This window comes from Variovorax sp. Root411 (assembly GCF_001425205.1).
GTDB lineage: Bacteria > Pseudomonadota > Gammaproteobacteria > Burkholderiales > Burkholderiaceae_C > Variovorax.
Genome location: NZ_LMDW01000003.1, coordinates 119,630 through 139,282, shown reverse-complemented (window position 1 = coordinate 139,282; position 19,653 = coordinate 119,630). Strand labels below are relative to the sequence as shown.

The window sequence follows — 19,653 nt, the reverse complement described above, 5'->3', positions numbered from 1 at the left end:
ACGCTACGGCAGGCCGCACGTCCTCTGCCACGCGCCGGGCGTGAAGCCGAACTGGCGCGCGAAGATGCGCGTCATGTGGCTCTGGTCCGCGAAGCCGCTTGCAGCAGCGGCGTCCGCGAGGCCCGTGCCGCGGCGGATCAGGCCGCGTGCGCGTTCGGCGCGCTGCAGCAGCAGCCACGCGTGGGGCGGCACGCCATAGGCCTTCTCGAAGCGGCGCAGCACCTGGTACTTGCCGAGGCCGGTCATCGCGGCGAGTTCATCGAGCGTGGGCGCGGCGAGCAGGTCGTCGGCGAGGCGCTCGCGCACCAGCCGCACGTCACCGCCGATCTCGGGCTGCGGCACGGCGGTGGAATGGCCGTCGAGCAGCAGGGCGCAGGCTTCGGCCAGGGACTCCTCGCAAGCGAGGGCCTCGGCGCCCGCGCGATTGCCCGCGGCGCGGTGCCATTCATCGAGGCGGGCGAACAGGCGGCGCAGCGTGCGGACCAGCCGCTCATCCTTGAGCACGGGCCGCGTGAATTCGACGCTGCCGGTCGCAACGCCGCCCCGCATGCCCGCCATCACAGCCGCATCGAAATACACCATGCGCCAACGCCGCGACGGGCCGCCGAGCGGCCGGCCGTCGTGCACTTCGCCGGGGTTGGTGGTGATCAGGTCGCCCGCATAGGCATCGACCCTGCCGCGGCCGCTGGCCGAGCTTTGCGCGCCATGGTCGAGCAGGCCGATGCCGTAGGTCGAATGCCAGTGCCGGCCGTAGTGGCGGGCACTGTCGATCGCGGTGCCGTGCACGCCCTCCCAGGGCGTGCCGAACACCTGCGATCGATGGTCCGGCGGCGTCTTCATCCGTCGGATGATCGCAGAGCTTCGATCAGAGCTTGAAGGGGATCACTTCCTGGCGTTGTTCGCCCAGGCCTTCGATGCCCAGCGTCATCACGTCGCCCTTCTTCAGGAACAGCGGCGGCTTCATGCCCATGCCCACGCCGGGCGGCGTGCCGGTGGTGATGACGTCGCCGGGCATCAGGGTCATGAACTGGCTCACGTAGCTCACGATCTTGGCGACGCTGAAGATCATGGTCCTGGTGCTGCCTGTCTGCACGCGTTGGCCGTTCAGGTCGAGCCACATCGAGAGCTTCTGCGGGTTCTCGATTTCGTCGCGCGTCACGAGCCAGGGGCCGAGCGGGCCGAAGGTGTCGCAGCCCTTGCCCTTGTCCCAGGTGCCGCCGCGCTCGATCTGGTATTCGCGCTCGCTGACGTCGTTGATGGTGCAGTAGCCGGCCACATAGTCGAGCGCGCTCTTCTGCGACACATAACGTGCGCGCGTGCCGATGACCACGCCGAGCTCGACTTCCCAGTCGGTCTTGACGGAGCCCTTGGGCAGCATCACCGGGTCGTTGGGGCCCTGGATGCAGCTCGTGGCCTTGGTGAACACCACGGGTTCCTTGGGCACCGGCAGGCCCGACTCGGCCGCGTGGTCCGCGTAGTTGAGGCCGATGGCGATGAACTTGCCGACGTTGGCCACGGGGCTGCCGAAGCGCGGCTTGCCGCGCACGAGCGGCAGCTTGTCGATCTTCTGCTTGCGCAGCTTGGCAATGGCGGCATCGCCGAGCTGGTCGGGACCGATGTCCTTGATGACCGCGCTCAGGTCGCGCAGTTGGCCCTTGTCGTCGATGAGGCCGGGCTTTTCCTTGCCGGGGTTGCCATAGCGGACGAGTTTCATGCTTTCCTTTCAGTGCATTGAATCAATACGTGGAGCGGCCACTGGAGAGGTCGAAGACCGCGCCGGTGGCCCGCGAAGTCGGGCTGGTTCATATGGTGATGCCGCCATCGACGGTGAAGGCCTGGCCGGTGGCGAAGATCGATTCGTCGCTGGCAAGGAACACCACCACCGGCGCGATCTCTTCGGCCTGCGCGAGCCGGCCCATGGGCTGGCGTGCGATGAAGGCCTTGCGCGCCGCGTCCGGATCGACATTGGCGTTGATGCGGTCGCCCAGCGAGGGCGTGTCCACCGTGCCCGGGCACACCGCATTGCAGCGGATGCCGCGCGCCACGTAGTCGGCCGCCACGCTCTTGGTAAGGCCCAGCACCGCCGCCTTGGTGGTGCCGTAGACGAAGCGATTGGGCAGTCCCTTCATGCTGGAGCACACGCTGGCCATGTTGATGATGCTGCCGCGCCCGGCCGCCAGCATGCCGGGCAGCACGGCCTGGATGGTCCACATCTGGGCGCGCACGTTGAGGCTGAAGGCGAACAGCAGGTCGTCGTCGGTGGCCTGCTCGATGGTGCCGTTGTGCACCACGCCCGCGCAGTTGAAGAGAACGTCGAGCGCGGGCAGCTTCGCCACCAGCGCGCCGATGGCGGCCTTGTCGAGCACGTCGAGCTTGAGCGCCGTGACGTTGGGCATGCCGGCGTAGCGTTCGAGCAGCTTTTCGTTGACGTCGGTGGCCCACACCTGCGCGCCTTCGGCGGCCATGGCGAGCACGCTGGCATGGCCGATGCCCTGGCCTGCGGCGGTGACCAGCGCGGTCTTTCCCTTCAATCTCATGGGTGTCTCCTCGGCTATATCTTGGGGTTAGGCCCGATGGTGATCCGGGCGGTGTATCGTATTCTGAATTGGCCTTACCACTTGTCCAATTCAGGACAACCCTTAACCCGTTCGATTTCCCCTTTCGTTCCCGTGCCGATCCAGACCCTCGAACCCCAGCGCCTCTACCGCCAGATTGCCGAGCAGCTGCGCGTACTCATCGGCAAGGGCGAGTTCGCGGTGGGCGCTCGCATTCCCGCCGAGCGCGACCTGGCCGCGCAGCTGGGCGTGAGCCGGCCCTCGGTGCGCGAGGCGCTGATTGCGCTGGAGGTCGAAGGCTGGGTCGAGATCCGCACCGGCTCGGGCGTGTACGTGCTCGACAGATCGCACCGAACGGCCCCGCCGGCCAACGGCGCGGCCGGTGTCGAATGGGGCCCGCTCGAAATCATCCGCGCGCGCCGCCTGGTGGAAGGCGAGACCGCCGCCACCGCCGCCCAGTACGGCAAGCGCAAGGACGTGGACGCCATGCGCCGCGCGATCCGCATGATGCGCGAGCTGGCCGCACGCAACGAAGTGCCGCACGAGGGCGACCGCGCCTTTCACCTGGCCATCGTCAACGCCTGCGACAACGTGGTGCTGACCGAGACGGTGCAAGGCTTCTGGGAGTCGCGGCATGGGCCGATCTTCGCCCGGATGATCGATTACTTCGAGACCATGGACTCGTGGCAGGCCGCCATCGGCGAGCACGAAGCCATCCTCGACGCCATTGCGGCGCACGACCCGGCCGCGGCGCGCGACGCAATGCACCATCACATGGACAAGTTCCACCAGCGGTTCAGCGCGAGCTGGCGCCGCACCAAGGCCTCCTGACAAACAAACAAGCGCCGGCAGACACTCACGATGACTCCCTACATCCGACTCCACCCCGCCGATGACGTCGTCATCGCGCGCTCGCAACTGCTCGGCGGCACCGTCGTCGAGAACGTGGCCGTGCGCGGCCTGATTCCGCCGGGCCACAAGATCGCGATGCGCGCCATCGCGCAGGGAGAGCCTGTGCGCCGCTACAACCAGATCATCGGTTTCGCGAGCAAGCCCATCGCCGCCGGCGAGCACGTGCACACGCAGAACCTGGACATGGGACCGGACAAGGGAGATTTCGAACGCGACTACGCCTTCGGCGCCGACGTGAAGCCCGCGCCCCCGAAGCGCGAAGCCACCTTCATGGGCATCAAGCGCCCTGACGGCCGCGTCGCCACGCGCAACTACATCGGCGTGCTGACCAGCGTGAACTGCTCGGCCACGGCCGCGCGCGCCATTGCCGACCACTTCTCGCGCAAGACCAATCCGCAGGCACTCGCGGCGTTCCCGAATGTCGATGGCGTGATCGCGCTCACGCACGGCACCGGCTGCGGCATGGACACCGAAGGCATGGGCATGCAGATCCTGGAGCGCACGCTCACGGGCTACGCCACGCATCCGAACTTCGCGGGCGTGCTGGTCGTCGGGCTCGGCTGCGAGGCCAACCAGATCAACGCCTGGCTCGCGACCGGCCACCTGGCCGAGGGCGAGAACTTCCGCACCTTCAACATCCAGGACACGGGCGGCACGCGCAAGACGGTCGAAAAAGGCGTGGCGCTCATCCACGAGATGCTGCCGCGCGCCAACGCGGTGAAGCGCGAGCCGTGCAGCGCGGCGCACATCACCATCGGGCTGCAGTGCGGCGGCTCCGATGGCTACTCGGGCATCAGCGCCAACCCGGCGCTGGGCGCGGCGGTCGACCTGCTGGTGGCGCACGGCGGCACCGCCATCCTCAGCGAAACGCCCGAGGTGTACGGCGCCGAGCACCTGCTCACGCGCCGTGCGGTGAAGCGCGAAGTCGGCCAGAAGCTGGTGGACCGCATCAAGTGGTGGGAGCACTACACCGCCATCAACGAAGGCGAGATGAACAACAACCCCTCGCCGGGCAACAAGGCGGGCGGGCTCACCACCATCCTCGAGAAGTCGCTGGGTGCGGTCGCCAAGGGCGGCACGAGCAACCTCGAGGCGGTGTACGAGTACGCGGAGCCCGTCGCCGCGCACGGCTTCGTCTACATGGACACGCCGGGCTACGACCCGGTGAGCGCCACGGGCCAGGTGGCCGGCGGCGCGAACCTGATCTGCTTCACGACCGGGCGCGGCTCGGCCTACGGCTGCGCGCCCTCTCCCTCGCTCAAGCTCGCGACCAACTCGGCGCTGTGGCAGCGGCAGGAAGAAGACATGGACATCAACTGCGGCGAGATCGTGGACGGCACGGCATCGATCCAGGAGATGGGCCAGCGCATCTTCGAGCTGGTGCTCGCGACCGCCTCGGGTGCGCAATCGAAAAGCGAGCAGCACGGCTACGGGCAGAACGAGTTCGTTCCCTGGCAGGTCGGCGCGGTGATGTGAATCCATCGACAAGGAACCCCATGGCCACCCTCCCCTTCGGCTTCCTCGACGGTACCGGCTTCGAACACCTGGACCCGCGCTTCAAGACCTGCATTCCCGGCCCCGAGCGCGTGCAACGCCTGTGGACCGGCGCGCGCTGGTGCGAAGGCCCCGCCTGGTTCGGCGCGCACCGCACGCTGGTGTGGTCGGACATTCCGAACAACCGCATGCTGCGCTACGACGAGGCCAACGGCACGGTCGGCATCTTCCGCGAGCCGTCGAACAACGCCAACGGCCACACGGTCGACCGCGCAGGCCGGCTCGTGAGCTGCGAGCACCTGACGCGGCGCGTGACGCGCACGGAGCACGACGGATCGATCACCGTGCTGGCTTCGCACTGGCAGGGCAAGCGGCTCAATTCACCGAACGACGTGGTCGTGCATTCGGACGGCGGCGTGTGGTTCACCGACCCGAGCTACGGCATCCTCTCCGACTACGAAGGCCTGAAGGCGGACAGCGAGATCGGCGCCTGCCACGTCTACCGCATCGACCCCGCGAGCGGCGATGTCGAGCGCATGGCCGACGATTTCGTGAAGCCCAACGGGCTGGCGTTCTCGCCCGACGAATCGCTGCTGTACATCGCCGACACCGGCGCGAGCCATGCGGCGGACGGGCCGCGGCACATCCGCCGTTTCAAGGTGGGCGCCGACGGCCGCAGCCTGAGCGGCGGCGAGGTGTTTGCCGAATGCACCAGCGGCCTGTTCGACGGCTTCCGCCTCGACACCGAAGGCCGCATCTGGACCAGCGCGCTCGACGGCGTGCACGCCTTGCATCCCGACGGCACGCTGCTCGGCAAGATCCTGCTGCCCGAGCGCGTGGCCAATGTCTGCTTTGGCGGACCGAAGCGCAACCGCCTTTTCATCTGTGCGACCACGTCGCTCTATGCCATCACGCTGAACGCGAAGGGAGTCTGATCCATGTCCAGAACACTGGAGGCCGATGGCCTGCAAGCCACCGTTGCCCGCATCCTCGAAGCCGCAGGCAGCATGCCAGCCGAAGCACAGCAGGTGGCCGCCAACCTCGTGCTGGCGAACCTCAGCGGCCACGACTCGCATGGCGTGGGCATGCTGCCGCGGTACGTCGACGCGGTGGCCGAGGGCGGGCTGAAGCCGAATTCCGCCGTGCGCGTCAACCTCGACATCGGCACGCTGATGGGGCTCGACGGCCAGCACGGCTACGGGCAGATCGTCGGCGTGCAGGCGATGGAACTCGGCATTGCGCGGGCGAAGCAGCACGGCAGTTGCGTCTTCACGCTCTCGCATGCGCACCACCTGGGGCGCATCGGACATTTCGCGGAGATGGCGACGGCGCAGGGGCTGGTGTCGATGCACTTCGTCAACGTGCTCTCGCGTCCGGTGGTCGCACCCTGGGGCGGCGGCGACGGGCGCTTCGGCACCAACCCGTGCTGCATCGGCATTCCGCTCGCGGGGGCGGAGCCCTTCGTGCTCGACTACGCGACCAGCCGCGTCGCGCAGGGAAAGATGCGCGTGGCGCACAACAAGGGCGAGCAAGTGCCGGACGGCTACCTGATCGACGAAAACGGCGCACCGACCAACGACCCGGGCGTAGTCGTCGTACCGCAGGGCAACGGCCTGTTCGGCGCGCTCATGACCTTCGGCGAACACAAGGGCTACGGCATGGCCGTGGCGTGCGAGCTGCTGGGCGGCGCACTCACGGGCGGTGGCACATGGCACCGGCCGGCCGACACGACCCGCACGGTACTCAACGGCATGCTGACGGTGCTGATCGACCCGGCGCGCCTGGGCACGCAGACATCGTTCGACCAGGAGGCGCGGGAGTTCGTCGAATGGCTGCGGCAGAGCCCGCCGGGACAGGGCTTCGACGAAGTGCAGATTGCCGGCGAACCGGAGCGCAAGGCGCGCGCGGCGCGGCGGCGAGACGGGATCTGGGTCGACGACGCGACGTGGGGGGAGATCGTCGCGGCGGGCGCCAAGATGGGCGTGGCCGTCGCGTAGGGGCATGACGCCGGCTACCGGCGCACGCTTTGCGACTTCTGGCTCAGCACGAGCGCGATGCCTCCCAGGATCGCCACGGAGGCAGCCGCCAGCCTCGGCGTGATCGCCTCCGACAGGAACAGCACGCCGCCAAATGCAGCCAGCAGCGGCACCGACAGCTGCACGGTGGCTGCCCGCATGGCCGGAAGGCGGCCCAGCACCGCATACCAGACGACATAACCGAGGCCCGACGTCAGCGCGCCGGAAGCCACGGCCAGGGCGACGCCGCTCGCGTCCGCATGAGCGCTGGCCACGAAGGCCAGGCTCAGCGCGAGCGCGAGCGGCACCGCCCGCGTGAAGTTGCGCGCAGTGGCGGCCAGCGGGTCGGCCACGCCGCGGCCGCGCAATGAATACACGCCCCACGCCACGCCCGCCACCGCCATCAGCACGGCACCAAAGAGCGGCGGCGCGGCAATCCCCGGGGACACCAGGTACACGAGTCCGACCACCGCCAGGGCGAAACCGAACCATGCAACAGGCCCGAAGCGCTCGCCCGAGCCCAGACCCGCACCAAGCATCGTGAGCTGAACCGCACCGAACAGGATCAGCGCACCCGTTCCCGCGGACAGGCTGAGGTAGGCGAAAGAGAAGAACGCGACATAGGTGAACAGCATGGCAGCGGCAAGCCAGTCGGCCCGCCCGGCCGAAGACGGCCGCGCCCTGAACCGCACGACGAGCGCGAGCGTGATCGCCCCGGAAACCAGCCTGATGCTGCCGAAGCTGGCCGGGTCGATGCCCCGTTGCTGCAACGCGAGCCTGCACAACAGCGAATTGGCCGCGAACGCGACCATGGCCACAGCGGTAAGGGCAATGGTCTGCAGGGGGGACGGGCCACGGCGCCCTTCGGACATGGCTTCAGACATGCATCGCCACCATGAAGACGGCCCATCCCAGCAACGCGAACCCGAGCGGCGCGCTCAGGCGATGGCCCCAGGGAACGTTCTTTTCCAGCGCCATGACGGCCGCAAGCAGAAGCATCCAGCCGAGACTGCCGGTGCCGAGCGCGAACATCAACAACATCAGCGCCCAGCAGCAGCCGACGCAGAACAGGCCGTGGTGCATGCCCAGCGCGAACGCCTGCCTGGCCTGCGCCTGCCCCCGCCAGTGCTCGACGACGAAGCTCAGCGGCGTGCGGCACTTCTCCAGGCACCGGTGCTTGAGACGGCTGAACTGGAAGGCTCCAGCCAGCGCGATGGTCGCGGCGCCGATCACCCAGCCATGCCAGGCCAGGGTCGGCGCGTTGGCGAGCAGAGCCAGCACCGCACTGTGGAGTGCGTGCGCCAGCAGCCCGAAGGCGCCCCACACCGCCATGTAGCCCAGCCCCAGCAGCACGAGAAGGCGCCCATGGTCCGGGCGCCCCTCGGTCAACCGGTCGAAGGCGTTGAACAACGGCAGCGTGGTCGGCAGCATCATGGCCGCCGTCATGAGAATCCACGAAGCGGCGTAGAGCACCATGGGCACGACCACGTCGCCGGCGGGAACGACCTGGCACAGGAACGCGGCTGGCCCCGATGCGGTCCAGTCGCCGTGTTCGAGATAGCGTCCATAAGGACTGCGCGCCCAGGCCCACAACGCCGTCCACGCGAGCGTGATCAACGCGGCAAGAACCGGCAGGAACACGCGACGGTGGCGGGAGACGTTGCGCGGCGGTGAGCCGACCGTCGGGTTCATTGGGCAACCTTCGTGCTTCGCACTGCGGTGCGAGCTTGCTTGGGGCGGCCCGGCGCGGCGCTCATTGGACAACCTTCGTGCTTCGCACTGCGGTGCGAGCTTGCTTGGGGCGGCCCGGCGCGGCGCTCATGCGTCGAAGACGAAGATGCTCTGCAGGGCGTTGTGGTTCTTGATGTCGAGGTCGATGCCCAGCGCGGCATTCTTCGAGCGATAGGTCGGGGCCTTGCCGACGAACACCGGCGCGCCCGGAACCGTCGAGAACACGGTGTCGGAAAGCGTGGTCTGGCCGCCGGTTGCGCCGCGGTAGGGCTCGAGTTCCGCGTAGTAGTCCTTGCCGATCTCCAGTTCGCCCTTGCCTTCGTTCACGGTGAAGCGAATCGGCGCCCGCTCGACCGACACCACCTGGCCGATGAGCTTGGCCAGGTCGGCGACCGGTCCGCCGGCCTGCCCGGTGTAGACCTTGAGCAGCGCCTCTTCCTGCTCCTTGGAGGCGCTTTCGTCGACGAAGATCGCCGCCGTCCAGTTACCTTCCAGGATGTTTCCGGGCACATGCGCCACGGCCGCGATGGTGTTGCCGCCGACGTCGATGCCGTCGATCGTTCCCTTGTCGATGCGCCATGCGACGATCGTGTCGCAGGTGCCGTTGTCAGGATCCTCGCCGATCCAGCAGGGACAAAGGACGTTGCAGTTGCATACCTCGAGCAGGCGACCTTCCAGGTGATAGCTCATACGAACCTCCGTTCAAGAAGCCACACGAACACGGACTTGTCGCCGCGACGTGGCGGCAAGGGGGGGCACTGATCCTACGCTTCGCAACAAAGCAAGTCGAGCGCGATGCCCGGCGCCGCGCCGTCACCTGGGTACCCTGGCACAAAACTGTCGGGCTCGCAGTTCGATGAGCCATCGCCCCGACAGGGACGAATCAAACGATCAATGCGATCGTGGCTTCGAGGTGCTCGGACGGCGCGCGGCGGAAGCCCGAGCGCGCAAAGCGCTGCAGCTGCCCGACCACGAAGGCCGTGAGTGCCGCGGCGCGCACCTGCGCATCGACGCTGGGCGTGGCTGAACCATCGGCCGCGGCGGCGCCGCGCAGCACCTGGCGCAGCGTGGCTTCGATCTTGTCGAAGAACTGGTTCATGCGCTGCTGCAGGCGCTCGTTCTCGTAGACCAGCGCGTCGCCCACCATGACGCGCGTCATGCCGGGGTTGCGCTCGGCGAACTGAACGAGCAGCGTGAGGATTTTTGCGGCCTGCTGGGCTCCCGTGGCGCCCTCGCGCTCGAGGATCTGGTTGACCAGCGTGAAGACGCTCTGCTCGATGAAATCGATCAGGCCCTCGAACATCTGGGCCTTGCTGGCGAAGTGGCGGTAAAGCGCCGCCTCGCTCACTTCGAGCCGCGCGGCCAGCGCAGCGGTGGTGACCCGCTCGGCGCCGGGCTGCTCGAGCATGGCGGCGAGCGCCTGCAGGATCTGCACGCGCCGCTCACCCGGCTTGGGGCGCTTGCGCGTCGGGGGGGTGAGCGCGTCCGCGGAGGTCTCTACGCCGGAAGCACTGGTCGTCTCTTCGTTCTGCATGGGAGCGCGTGCAAAGATGTAATCAATTGATTCTCGCACAGGGCAGTGAGCACGCGCCTTCTCCGTCTGAGCGCGCCGGCAGCCCCGCGAAAGCTCGTTCAAAATCTACTTTCCCTGGCAATCGATAGAACTTCATGAGCCAACGTATCCTGGTCACCGGCGGCGCCGGCTTCATCGGCAGCCACACCTGCGTGGCGCTGGCTGCAGCCGGCTATGTGCCCGTGATTCTCGACAACCTCTGCAACAGCGACGTGCGCGTCCTGGAGCGGCTGCACCAGATCACCGGCAGCACGCTCCAGTTCATACAAGGCGACGTGCGCGACGCCGCGCTGCTTGCCCGTGTGTTCGCCGAAACGCCGTTCGCGGCCGCGATCCATTTCGCAGGCCTCAAGGCAGTGGGCGACTCGGTGTCCGACCCGCTGGCGTACTACGACACCAACGTGGGCGGTAGTCTGATGCTTGCTTCTGCGATGCGGGATGCCGGCGTGAACACACTGATCTTTTCCTCGTCGGCCACGGTCTACGGTGAACCGGAGCACTCGCCGATCCCGGAAGACGCCGCCCTGCGGCCGGCAAGCCCCTATGGTCGCTCCAAGCTCATGGTGGAACAAGCGCTCGTCGACCTTTATCGCTCGCAGCCCGGCTGGCGCATCGCGCTGCTTCGCTACTTCAATCCGGTCGGCGCGCATGAAAGCGGATTGATTGGCGAACACCCTCACGGCAAGCCGAACAATCTGATGCCCTTCGTCTGCCAGGTCGCCGTGGGGCAACGCGACAAATTGCAGATACACGGCGGCGACTATCCGACACCGGACGGCACCGGAGTGCGTGACTATGTCCATGTGATGGACTTGGCGGAGGGCCACGTCGCGGCCTTGAAGCACGCGGAGATCCAATCGAGCCTCGTTACCCTCAACCTGGGAACCGGGCAGGGAGCCTCGGTGCTGGAAGTAGTGCGGGCCTTCGAACGCGCAAGTGGACGCCCCCTGCCCTTCGAGATCGGTCCGCGCCGTCCGGGCGACGTCCCTGCCTACTGGGGCGATCCATCACTTGCCCAGGCGACGCTGGGCTGGCGCGCCCGCCGCAGTCTCGATCAGATGTGCGCCGACAGCTGGCGCTGGCAGCAGCGCAACCCGGAAGGGTACCGTTAGCACGTCTCGCAATTGACTTTCAGCGCGCCCGAATCATCGTCCCATAAGCCTGGTCGGTCAGGATCTCCAGCAGCATCGCGTGCGGCACCCGGCCGTCGATGATGTGCACCGCGTTCACGCCGCTCTTGGCCGCGTCGAGCGCGCCTTCGATCTTGGGCAGCATGCCGCCCGAGATCGTGCCGTCGGCGAACAAGTCGTCGATTTCTCGCGCGCTCAGGTTGGTGAGCAGCTTGCCGTTCTTGTCGAGCACGCCGGGCGTGTTGGTCAGCAGCATGAGCTTCTCGGCCTTGAGCACGGTGGCGAGCTTGCCGGCGACGACGTCGGCGTTGATGTTGTAGCTCTCGTTCTCCTCGCCGAAGCCGATCGGGCTGACCACGGGGATAAACGCGTCGTCCTGGAGGGCCTTGACCACGCTGGGGTCGATGGAGACGATGTCGCCGACCTGCCCCACGTCATGGTGCAGGTTCGGATCGGTGCGATCGGCCAGCTTGAGCTTCTGCGCGCGGATCAGGCCGCCGTCGCGCCCGGTGAGGCCCACGGCCTTGCCGCCGGCCTGGTTGATCAGGCCCACGATGTCCTGCTGCACCTCGCCGGCCAGCACCCATTCGACGACCTCCATGGTCTCGGCGTCGGTGACGCGCATGCCCTGGATGAAGCTGCCCTTCTTGCCGAGCTTGTTGAGCGCCGCCTCGATCTGCGGGCCACCGCCGTGCACCACCACCGGGTTCATGCCGACCAACTTGAGCAGCACCACGTCTTCCGCGAAGTCGGCCTGCAGCGCCGGATCGGTCATGGCGTTGCCGCCGTACTTGATGACGATGGTCTTGCCGTGGAACTTGCGGATGTACGGCAGCGCCTGGGCCAGGATCTCGGCCTTGTCGCGGGGGGGGATGTTGAGGACGGGGTCGGTCATGGGCGGTCAGGCTCCAAAGCAACAGTGGACGATCAGGTGAGGCTCAAATTCTCGCGCAATCGCGGTGACAGCCGACTGACTGCGCGGGAACACCGTGGAACCGGCTTTGCCGGGCTACCGGTGTTGCCCCCTGCAAGGGGGTTGGCGCAGCGACACGAAGTGCGCGAAGCCTGGGGGTGTGCCGGTTCACGGACGCAGCCAGCGCGGCACCTTGAAACGCACGATCATCAGGTACGCGCCCACATAGGTCGTGACGAACAGCAGGCAGAAGAACATCAGCACGATGGTGTTGTTCCAGAACAGCACGGCCGGCACCACCGACAGCGCGGCAAACATCCAGAGGTACGGCGAAGTGCGGTTGTTGCGTGCGAGCAGCTGCCGGGCCTCGTCGTCCGCGAACGCCACGCGCACGATGCGGCGGAAGATCAGCTGGTGGAAATGCAGCGCATCGGCCGTGCCCGGCGACTGGCCGCGCGCCAGCTTGCGGTAGATGGAGAACAGCGTCTCCCACACCGGGTAGATCAGCAGCAGCATCGGGAACCAAGGCGACACCACGCGGTGGCGCTGCACCAGCGTCACGCAGGCCACGGCGATCACCATGCCCCAGACGTAGGCGCCGCCGTCGCCGGCGAAGATCTTGCCGCGCGGGTAGTTCCAGACCAGGAAGCCGAAGGTGGCGCCGACCAGGCAGATCACCATGGCCGCCAGCTGCCGGTCGCCGACCTGAAGCGCCACGTGGGAAATCGCCAGGCACACCAGCACGGCGACAGTGCCCGCGAGCCCGTTGTAGCCGTCGATGATGTTGAAGGCATGCGGCAGGCCGCCGATGGCCAGGGCCGCGAACAGCACGGTGGCGAAGGGAATCATCGCCAGCCAGCCGTCGACCGTTTCGGAGCCGGTGCGTGCCACGCCCAGCCCCAGCAGCCAGCACACGAGCAGCGCCGAGCCGATGGTGAGCCCCAGCCGATAGCGCACCTTGACGTTCTGGGTGACGTCTTCGACGATGCCGCCCAGCACCGCCGGCGCGATGCACAGCAACGTGAGCATCGAGGTCTTGACGGGCCACGACACGTTGAACGGGTCGGTGCCGGTGATGCCGGCCGCCAGCCATGCCACGCCCATGCCCAGCAGGATGCCCGCACCGCCCAGGCGCGGCACATGGCCTTTGTGGAAGCGCTGAGGCATGTCGGCGCCATAGAGGCGGGCGTGCCTGCGCGCGCGGCGCATGAACAGCTGGACCGCGAAAGCGGCGACGAAGAAACTGATGACGATCAGAGCAATCATGTGTGGGGGTTGGGGAACCCTAGAATTCCCGAGCGAAATTAGACCATGCCCACGCCTCCCTCCCCCCGCCCCCCGATCACCATTTCAATCGTGAGCCATGGCCAGCTCTCGCTGGTGCTGCCGCTGCTCGAGCAGTTGGACCGGCACAGCCGAGCCGTCATTGCCAAGGTCGTGCTCACATTGAACATTCCCGAGCCCGACGTGCTCGCTGGCCGCGACTGGGGCTTCGAGGTGGAGCGGATCGGGAACGCGAGTCCCAAGGGCTTCGGCGCCAATCACAACCAGGCCTTCGAGCGCTGTGGCACACCGTGGTTCCTGGTGCTGAACCCGGACATCCGCTTCGACAGCGACGTACTGACGCCGCTGCTGGCGCAAGCCGCGGCCGACGCCGGATTGCTGACGCCGCGCATCCTGGAGCCGGGAAAGAACACGCCGGAGCCGCACCGGGCCTTGCTCACCCCCTTCGAGATCGTCGGGCGCAAGAAGCCCGGCTACGTACGGCCCAGCGTGCCGGCGTGGATTCCCGGGCTTTTCATGCTGTTTCGCAGCGAGGCGTACCGGCAGCTCGGTGGCTTCGACGAGCGCTTCTTCATGTACGGAGAAGATTTCGACATCTGCGCACGCACCCGGCTGGCCGGCTGGAAGCTGCAGGTGGGTGAAGACCTGGTGGCGCGACACGACGCACAACGCGAAAGCCACCGGAGCAAGAAGTACCTGTACTGGCACCTGACCAGCCTGCTGAAGGTGTGGCTGTCGGGGGCGTTCTGGCGGTACTGGCGGCTTCGCAGTTGAGTCAGCCGCGTTCGAGCAAGTCCTGCACGATGGCGTGCCCACCGCGGCCAAAGCGCGCATAGCGGCCGCGCGCCGCCTCGATCAGGATCGGCAAAAGGCGCAGCGGACGCGCTGGCGGAAGCTTGGCCCGGAACCGCTGGTGCGCAACCTTGTCACGCTGTGCCTCCAGGTAACGGGCCGGCACCCCGGTGCCGAGCTGCTGCAGGCGCTGCAGCAGCGCCTCGGCCCGGCGCAGACGCGCCACGTGCTTGTCGCCACGCTCGGCAAATGCCTTGGCGATCTTCTCGGACAAGGTGAGTCGCCGCGCGCCGATCTGGTTGCTGGCGTGCTGGCGGTAGTCGATGGTCGGCTCGGGCAACACGTCCATGCGGCCGATGGCCGCGGCCACGGCAGCCAGCCACTCGTCGTGCACCCATTCGGGCGCGAACGGCAGCGCGACCTCGAGCAAGGTCTTGCGGAACATCGTGGTGGCGCCGGTCACGAGATTGCGCCGCAGCAGGACACCGAAGGCCTCGCCATGCGCGATGGCCTCCAGTTCTACGGGCTGCACTTCCAGCGCGTGGAAGAGCGTGGAGCCCAGGGGTTTCAGCTCAGCATCGACGAGACGCGCGTCGGTGTGCAGCAGCAGCAGGTCGGGACGGGACTCGAATTGCGCCACCATGCGCGCGAGGCGGCCGGTGTGCCAGACATCGTCCTGGTCGCACAGGGCGATGAGGTCATGGCTGCAGGCGCGCACGGCCTGCTCGAAATTGCGCGTGACACCCAGCGGCGGCACGTTGCTGAATACGCGCAATTCGATCCGATCGGCCACGCCGCACTGCGCAAGGGTGTCGCGTACGACGGCCAGGGTGTCGTCGGTCGAGCCGTCGTCGGACAGCACGATCTCCCGCGGCAACGGCGTCTGCGTGCAGATGCTGCGGATCTGCTCGGGGAGATAGCGCGCGCCATTGCGGGTGCACAGCGCGACGGAAACGTCGAGTGCCATCAGACCGGGGGCAGGCGGGGCGGCCAGGCGTAGCTGAAATCTTCGCGGGCCAGCATGAGGTTGGGGCTGTAGGCGGGGTCGTTCTGGATGAGATCGCCCCAGCGCTGGAGCATGTAGGCGGACTCTTCCTGGAACTGGGCCTCCCTCTTCGGGGACATGTTCTTCGAACGGGTCGCGGACTCGTAATGGAAGAGTTCCGCATACGGCGTCCAGACATTGCGCAGGCCCGCTTCGCGCAGGCGCAGGCAGAAGTCGATGTCGTTGAAGGACTCCTTCAGATGCACTTCATCGAGGCCGCCCACGGCGAGGTAGTGCCGTTTCTGAATCACGAGGCAGGCCGCCGTGACAGCGGAGAACGATTGAATCAGTGCGGCGCGGCCGCCATAACCTTCACGCCCGACCGGCATGCCTCGATGCGCATGCGCGGCAATGCCGCCGATGCCGAGGATCACGCCTGCGTGCTGCAGTGTCCTGTTCGGATACCAGAGCCGGGCCCCCACCGCCCCCACACCCGGCTGAACGGCCAGGCAAACCATCTCGCTCAGCCAGTCGGGCGTGATGACCTCGATGTCGTTGTTCACCAGCGCGAGGATCTCGCCGTTCGCTGCGGGGATCGCACCGTTGTTGAGCGCCGAATAGTTGAAGTCGCGGTCGTCGCGCAGCACGCGGACATTCGGTTTTTCCGAAGCAATGCGCTTGAACCAGGCCAGCGTGTCCGGATCGTCGGAGCCGTTGTCGACGATGATGATTTCGTAGTTCGAATAGCTGGTCTTCGCGAGGATCGACTCCACGCACTGGCGCGTCAGTTTCAGGGCGTTGCGCGTGGGGATGATCACCGAAACCAAGGGTAAGACATCGGGCAAGGCGTAATGCACCCGATAGCCGAAGTCGAGGTGTTCGGCAGTGGCGCGCACACCGGTGCGCACGAAGTGCTCGTTCAGCGCGCGCTCGCCCGCGATAGCCGCATAGGGCTTGGCGCTCATCGAACGGGCCGTGCTCTCGCTGTGCACGCGCCAGTGGTACAGCACCCGCGGAATGTGGCGGATCTGCCCGGGCTCGACGCGTTCCATGCAGCGCAGCACGAGGTCCCAATCCTGTGAGCCTTCCATGCCGACGCGGAAACCGCCGACCGAACGCATGAGCTCGGTCGAAAGCACGCCGAGGTGGCTGAACATGTTCTGGGACCGGAACAGGTCCACGTTCCAGTCGCACTTGAAGTAGGGGCCGAACCGGTGGCCGCCCTCGTCGACCTTGTCCTCGTCGGAATAGATCAGCTTCACGCCGGGATGGGCCGCGATGCAATCAGCCACCCAGAAAAGCGCGTCGGCAGGCAGCAGGTCGTCGTGGTCCATCAGCGCGACCCAGGGGCCCGAGACCAGTTCCAGCGCACTGTTGGATGCGGCCGAAATGTGGCCGTTCTCGGGGCGGAAGAAGACCTTGATTCGAGGATCGCTCTCGCTGTACGTCTTGAGGATCTGGCGCACCTCCGCCGAGGGAGAGGCGTCGTCGGCGATGCAGAGTTCCCAGTTCGGGTAGATCTGCGCCCGCACCGATTCGATGGCCTCGCGCAGCCAGCCGGGGTTCGGGTTGTAGGTGGGCATGACGACCGAGATCAGGGGCCGGTCTTTCATGGCGGCCACACGCTGGGCGATGCGGTCGCGCAACTCGGGCGTCAGCGTGTCATAGCGGCGCACCCAGGTCGAATAGTTGTTGTAGCCGCCGATACGGCGCCCCATCTCCCAGCGAATGCCCGGCCACCCCGACTTCTTGAACATGCGCCATGCCCGCTGAATGCGTCCCATCAGTCCAGGACCTCGGCCAAATGCAGCCAAGGCGAGCAAAAAACGATAGACAGCATGCATAGATTGCGGACCCGAGGACGGGTCGAACGAAACTTGGGGGTGGGAGCAGGAACGGGCGGCGGCGTTGCCGGAAGCCGACGCCGCGGGGCGATTATCTGCGCAACCGCCTCTGGCGAGCCTGGGGCGGCTCTTCGCTCCGGGTGCCGCGCCGGCCCGGGAAGGGGCTGCCCGTAAAATTGCCCGAGTCAACAAGCAAAAGGAAAACAATGAGGCTGCTTTCAGTGGTGCTCTCGGGAGGCGCTGGTTCCAGACTCTGGCCTGCGTCGCGCCAAGCCTTTCCCAAGCCGTTCATGAAGATCGGCGACTCCACGCTGCTTCAGCAGGCTATCGAGCGTGGTCAAGCCTGCGGCACCGGCGAATTGCTCATCGTGACCAATAAGGATCACTTGTTTCTCACGAAGGATGTACTGGCTCAGATGAGCGATCCGCCAGCAACGACATACCTCCTGGAACCGAAGGGCCGCAATACCGGGCCGGCCATTGCTCTTGCCGCATTGCAATGCGCGAGCCAGTTTGGCAGCGACACGGTGATGCTCGTACTCTCGGCGGACCATCTGGTGCCGGATGTACCCGCCTTCGTGGCAAGCGCGAGCGAGGCGTTTCGTCTCGCGCAAGAAGGCAACCTTGTGGTTTTCGGCGTGAGCCCCACCAGTCCCGACACAGGATTCGGCTATATCGAAGTGGAACACGTGTCTCGCGCGAGCCAGAGCGTCAGGCGCTTCGTAGAAAAGCCGGACCTCGAAACCGCGCAGCAATATTTGGCGACCGGCCGCTACTACTGGAACAGCGGCATGTTCAGCTTCACGGCTGACGCCATCATTGGAGCATTTGAGCGGCACGCGCCCGACGTCATCAGGGCTGCACGGCATGCACTGACCACCGCCAAGGCGTCGGGCAGCGCCATCAACTTCGATCTCCATGCATTCGGGCTGCAGCCGGACATCAGCGTAGACTACGCGGTCATGGAGCACGCCTCCAATGTGCACGTAGTACCAGCCAAATTCGGCTGGAGCGATGTAGGCTCGTGGCCTGCGGTCGCCAACGCCCAGACCCCGGATGCCAGCGGCAATACGTTGCCAGATGATGTAGTGGCGCTGGATACCACTGGCACACACGTCCAGGTCGATAGCCATGGCTCGAAGGTTGTCGCCACCATCGGCGTGCACGACCTCGTGATCGTCGATACCCCGGACGCCCTGCTGGTGCTGCACAAGAACAGCGCACAGAAAGTGAAACAGGTCGTCGACGTGCTGAAGGCCCGCAAGCATGAAGTGGCAAATCTGCCGTCCGTGGTTCATCGCCCTTGGGGAACCTACGCCTCCTTGAAAGAGGAGGACGGCTATAAAGTAAAACGAATCACCGTCAAGCCCGGCGAAGCCCTTTCATTGCAATACCACCACCAGCGTGCCGAGCACTGGGTGGTGGTAAAGGGACGTGGCATCGTGCAGATCGGCGACGTGGAACATGAAACCTTTCCTGGACAATACCGCTACATCCCAATGAAAGAGAAACACCGCTTGACCAATATCGGCAATGAAGAACTAGTCCTCATCGAAGTGCAGTGTGGCGCCTATCTGGGCGAGGACGACATCGTCCGCCTAGCAGACACCTACGGTCGCGCATGAGCCAAGTTCACTCCAACCTGCAAAGAAGCGCTTGGTCCGACTGGTGGGAAGGCACCCGACGCACCGACATCTGGTGGACCCTCGCCTGGTTCGATATCGTGCTGCGCTATCGGCGCTCCATGCTCGGCCCCCTGTGGTTGACCCTCAGCATGGGCGCCATGATCGGTGGCATGGGCCCGCTGTACAGTTCGCTGTTCGGCACCGAACTGTCGAAGTTTTTCCCCCATCTTGCGCTCGGCATCATCTTCTGGGGATTTTTCTCGAGCATGGTTGCGGACGCGTGTAATGCATTTGTCTCCTCGGCCAATTACCTCAAGCAGGGGTATTTCCCGATCAGTCTCTTCGTGTGGCGAAGCATTGCGCGCAATCTGATTCAGTTTGCGCACCAAATTGTGCTCTACGTCCCCGTCGCGATCTGGGCCGGCATTTCAGTAGGCTGGCATGCGTTGCTGGTATTTCCAGCCTTCGCCATCGCGATCATCAACGCTCATGCCCTAGGCCTACTCCTGGGCCTGATTTGCACCCGCTACCGCGATGTAACCCAGATCGTGACCAGCTTGATGCAGATGCTGATGTTCCTGACGCCCGTGCTATGGCTGCCCGAAAATCTTCCCAGCCGTGCCAAGTACATTTTGTGGAACCCCTTTGCTCAAATGCTGGACCTGTTGCGAACACCCCTGATGGGTGGCATTGCAAACCCATACAGTTGGTTCGGCATTCTTGGATGGACGGCGCTAAGCCTCATCGGGTCGTGCCTGCTATTCAAAAAATACCGTCGACGCGTCGTCTACTGGCTCTAA

At 66.1% G+C, this 19,653-nt stretch carries 19 protein-coding genes; 8 read left to right on the top strand and 11 right to left on the bottom strand.

Annotated features, from left to right (window positions below; genetic code table 11):
• Nucleotides 1-3: 3 nt before the first annotated feature.
• From ASC92_RS08455 to ASC92_RS08445, 3 genes are all read right to left on the bottom strand, one after another.
• A complete protein-coding gene (locus tag ASC92_RS08455; RefSeq protein WP_056513226.1) occupies nucleotides 4-840 on the bottom strand; it encodes an AraC family transcriptional regulator in 837 nt (278 codons plus the stop codon).
• Nucleotides 841-865: 25 nt separating this feature from the next.
• On the bottom strand, nucleotides 866-1,714 hold the full coding sequence (locus ASC92_RS08450) for a fumarylacetoacetate hydrolase family protein (protein ID WP_056513225.1): 849 nt from the start codon (nucleotides 1,712-1,714) through the stop codon (nucleotides 866-868).
• An 88-nt stretch (nucleotides 1,715-1,802) separates the two neighbouring features.
• Nucleotides 1,803-2,537 carry an SDR family oxidoreductase gene (locus ASC92_RS08445; protein ID WP_056513222.1) on the bottom strand — a complete coding sequence of 245 codons (735 nt, stop codon included), beginning with the start codon at nucleotides 2,535-2,537 and terminating at the stop codon, nucleotides 1,803-1,805.
• A gap of 132 nt (nucleotides 2,538-2,669) precedes the next feature.
• Between ASC92_RS08445 and ASC92_RS08440 the strand changes: the two genes are divergently transcribed.
• The 4 genes from ASC92_RS08440 to ASC92_RS08425 are packed head-to-tail and all read left to right on the top strand — an operon-like array spanning nucleotide 2,670 to nucleotide 6,958.
• Nucleotides 2,670-3,386: a FadR/GntR family transcriptional regulator gene (locus ASC92_RS08440; protein ID WP_056513219.1), complete on the top strand. Its 717-nt coding sequence runs from the start codon at nucleotides 2,670-2,672 to the stop codon at nucleotides 3,384-3,386.
• A 30-nt stretch (nucleotides 3,387-3,416) separates the two neighbouring features.
• On the top strand, nucleotides 3,417-4,943 hold the full coding sequence (locus ASC92_RS08435) for a UxaA family hydrolase (RefSeq protein WP_056513218.1): 1,527 nt from the start codon (nucleotides 3,417-3,419) through the stop codon (nucleotides 4,941-4,943).
• Between the two features lie 20 nt (nucleotides 4,944-4,963).
• Nucleotides 4,964-5,896, top strand: coding sequence for an SMP-30/gluconolactonase/LRE family protein (locus ASC92_RS08430; protein WP_056513215.1), 933 nt, complete (start codon nucleotides 4,964-4,966; stop codon nucleotides 5,894-5,896).
• 3 nt (nucleotides 5,897-5,899) lie between these two features.
• Nucleotides 5,900-6,958 (top strand): malate/lactate/ureidoglycolate dehydrogenase, encoded by a 1,059-nt coding sequence (locus ASC92_RS08425; RefSeq protein WP_056513213.1) that lies wholly within the window; start codon nucleotides 5,900-5,902, stop codon nucleotides 6,956-6,958.
• 14 nt (nucleotides 6,959-6,972) lie between these two features.
• On the opposite strand, the gene ASC92_RS08420 is transcribed toward ASC92_RS08425, so the two are convergent.
• The 4 genes from ASC92_RS08420 to slmA form a co-directional block, all read right to left on the bottom strand.
• Entirely contained in the window at nucleotides 6,973-7,848 is an 876-nt protein-coding gene (locus tag ASC92_RS08420; protein ID WP_414820401.1) for a DMT family transporter, read from the bottom strand.
• 4 nt (nucleotides 7,849-7,852) lie between these two features.
• Nucleotides 7,853-8,668, bottom strand: a complete 816-nt coding sequence (locus tag ASC92_RS08415) for a DUF2182 domain-containing protein (protein WP_056513205.1) — start codon at nucleotides 8,666-8,668, stop codon at nucleotides 7,853-7,855.
• A 126-nt stretch (nucleotides 8,669-8,794) separates the two neighbouring features.
• Nucleotides 8,795-9,397, bottom strand: coding sequence for a DUF1326 domain-containing protein (locus ASC92_RS08410; RefSeq protein ID WP_056513203.1), 603 nt, complete (start codon nucleotides 9,395-9,397; stop codon nucleotides 8,795-8,797).
• A gap of 193 nt (nucleotides 9,398-9,590) precedes the next feature.
• Nucleotides 9,591-10,241, bottom strand: coding sequence for a nucleoid occlusion factor SlmA (gene slmA, locus ASC92_RS08405; RefSeq protein ID WP_056513200.1), 651 nt, complete (start codon nucleotides 10,239-10,241; stop codon nucleotides 9,591-9,593).
• A gap of 134 nt (nucleotides 10,242-10,375) precedes the next feature.
• On the opposite strand from slmA, the gene galE reads away from it, so the two are divergent.
• On the top strand, nucleotides 10,376-11,392 hold the full coding sequence (galE, locus tag ASC92_RS08400; protein WP_056513196.1) for a UDP-glucose 4-epimerase GalE: 1,017 nt from the start codon (nucleotides 10,376-10,378) through the stop codon (nucleotides 11,390-11,392).
• A 19-nt stretch (nucleotides 11,393-11,411) separates the two neighbouring features.
• Here the strand turns inward: galE and argB are convergent, their stop codons facing one another.
• On the bottom strand, nucleotides 11,412-12,305 hold the full coding sequence (gene argB / locus ASC92_RS08395; protein ID WP_056513193.1) for an acetylglutamate kinase: 894 nt from the start codon (nucleotides 12,303-12,305) through the stop codon (nucleotides 11,412-11,414).
• Between the two features lie 186 nt (nucleotides 12,306-12,491).
• Nucleotides 12,492-13,589 (bottom strand): glycosyltransferase family 4 protein, encoded by a 1,098-nt coding sequence (locus tag ASC92_RS08390; protein WP_056513190.1) that lies wholly within the window; start codon nucleotides 13,587-13,589, stop codon nucleotides 12,492-12,494.
• Nucleotides 13,590-13,634: 45 nt separating this feature from the next.
• On the opposite strand from ASC92_RS08390, the gene ASC92_RS08385 reads away from it, so the two are divergent.
• Complete coding sequence (locus ASC92_RS08385; protein ID WP_056513186.1) at nucleotides 13,635-14,381, top strand: glycosyltransferase family 2 protein; 747 nt, start codon at nucleotides 13,635-13,637, stop codon at nucleotides 14,379-14,381.
• Between the two features lies 1 nt (nucleotide 14,382).
• On the opposite strand, the gene ASC92_RS08380 is transcribed toward ASC92_RS08385, so the two are convergent.
• A complete protein-coding gene (locus tag ASC92_RS08380) occupies nucleotides 14,383-15,366 on the bottom strand; it encodes a glycosyltransferase family 2 protein (RefSeq protein ID WP_056513183.1) in 984 nt (327 codons plus the stop codon).
• Nucleotides 15,366-17,168: a glycosyltransferase family 2 protein gene (locus ASC92_RS08375; protein ID WP_235505738.1), complete on the bottom strand. Its 1,803-nt coding sequence runs from the start codon at nucleotides 17,166-17,168 to the stop codon at nucleotides 15,366-15,368. The genes ASC92_RS08380 and ASC92_RS08375 overlap by 1 nt, the downstream gene beginning before the upstream one ends.
• A gap of 266 nt (nucleotides 17,169-17,434) precedes the next feature.
• Here ASC92_RS08375 and ASC92_RS08370 point away from each other — a divergent pair, with 266 nt between their 5' ends.
• Complete coding sequence (locus tag ASC92_RS08370) at nucleotides 17,435-18,853, top strand: mannose-1-phosphate guanylyltransferase/mannose-6-phosphate isomerase (protein WP_056513178.1); 1,419 nt, start codon at nucleotides 17,435-17,437, stop codon at nucleotides 18,851-18,853.
• Nucleotides 18,850-19,653 carry an ABC transporter permease gene (locus ASC92_RS08365; RefSeq protein ID WP_056513174.1) on the top strand — a complete coding sequence of 268 codons (804 nt, stop codon included), beginning with the start codon at nucleotides 18,850-18,852 and terminating at the stop codon, nucleotides 19,651-19,653. The genes ASC92_RS08370 and ASC92_RS08365 overlap by 4 nt, the downstream gene beginning before the upstream one ends.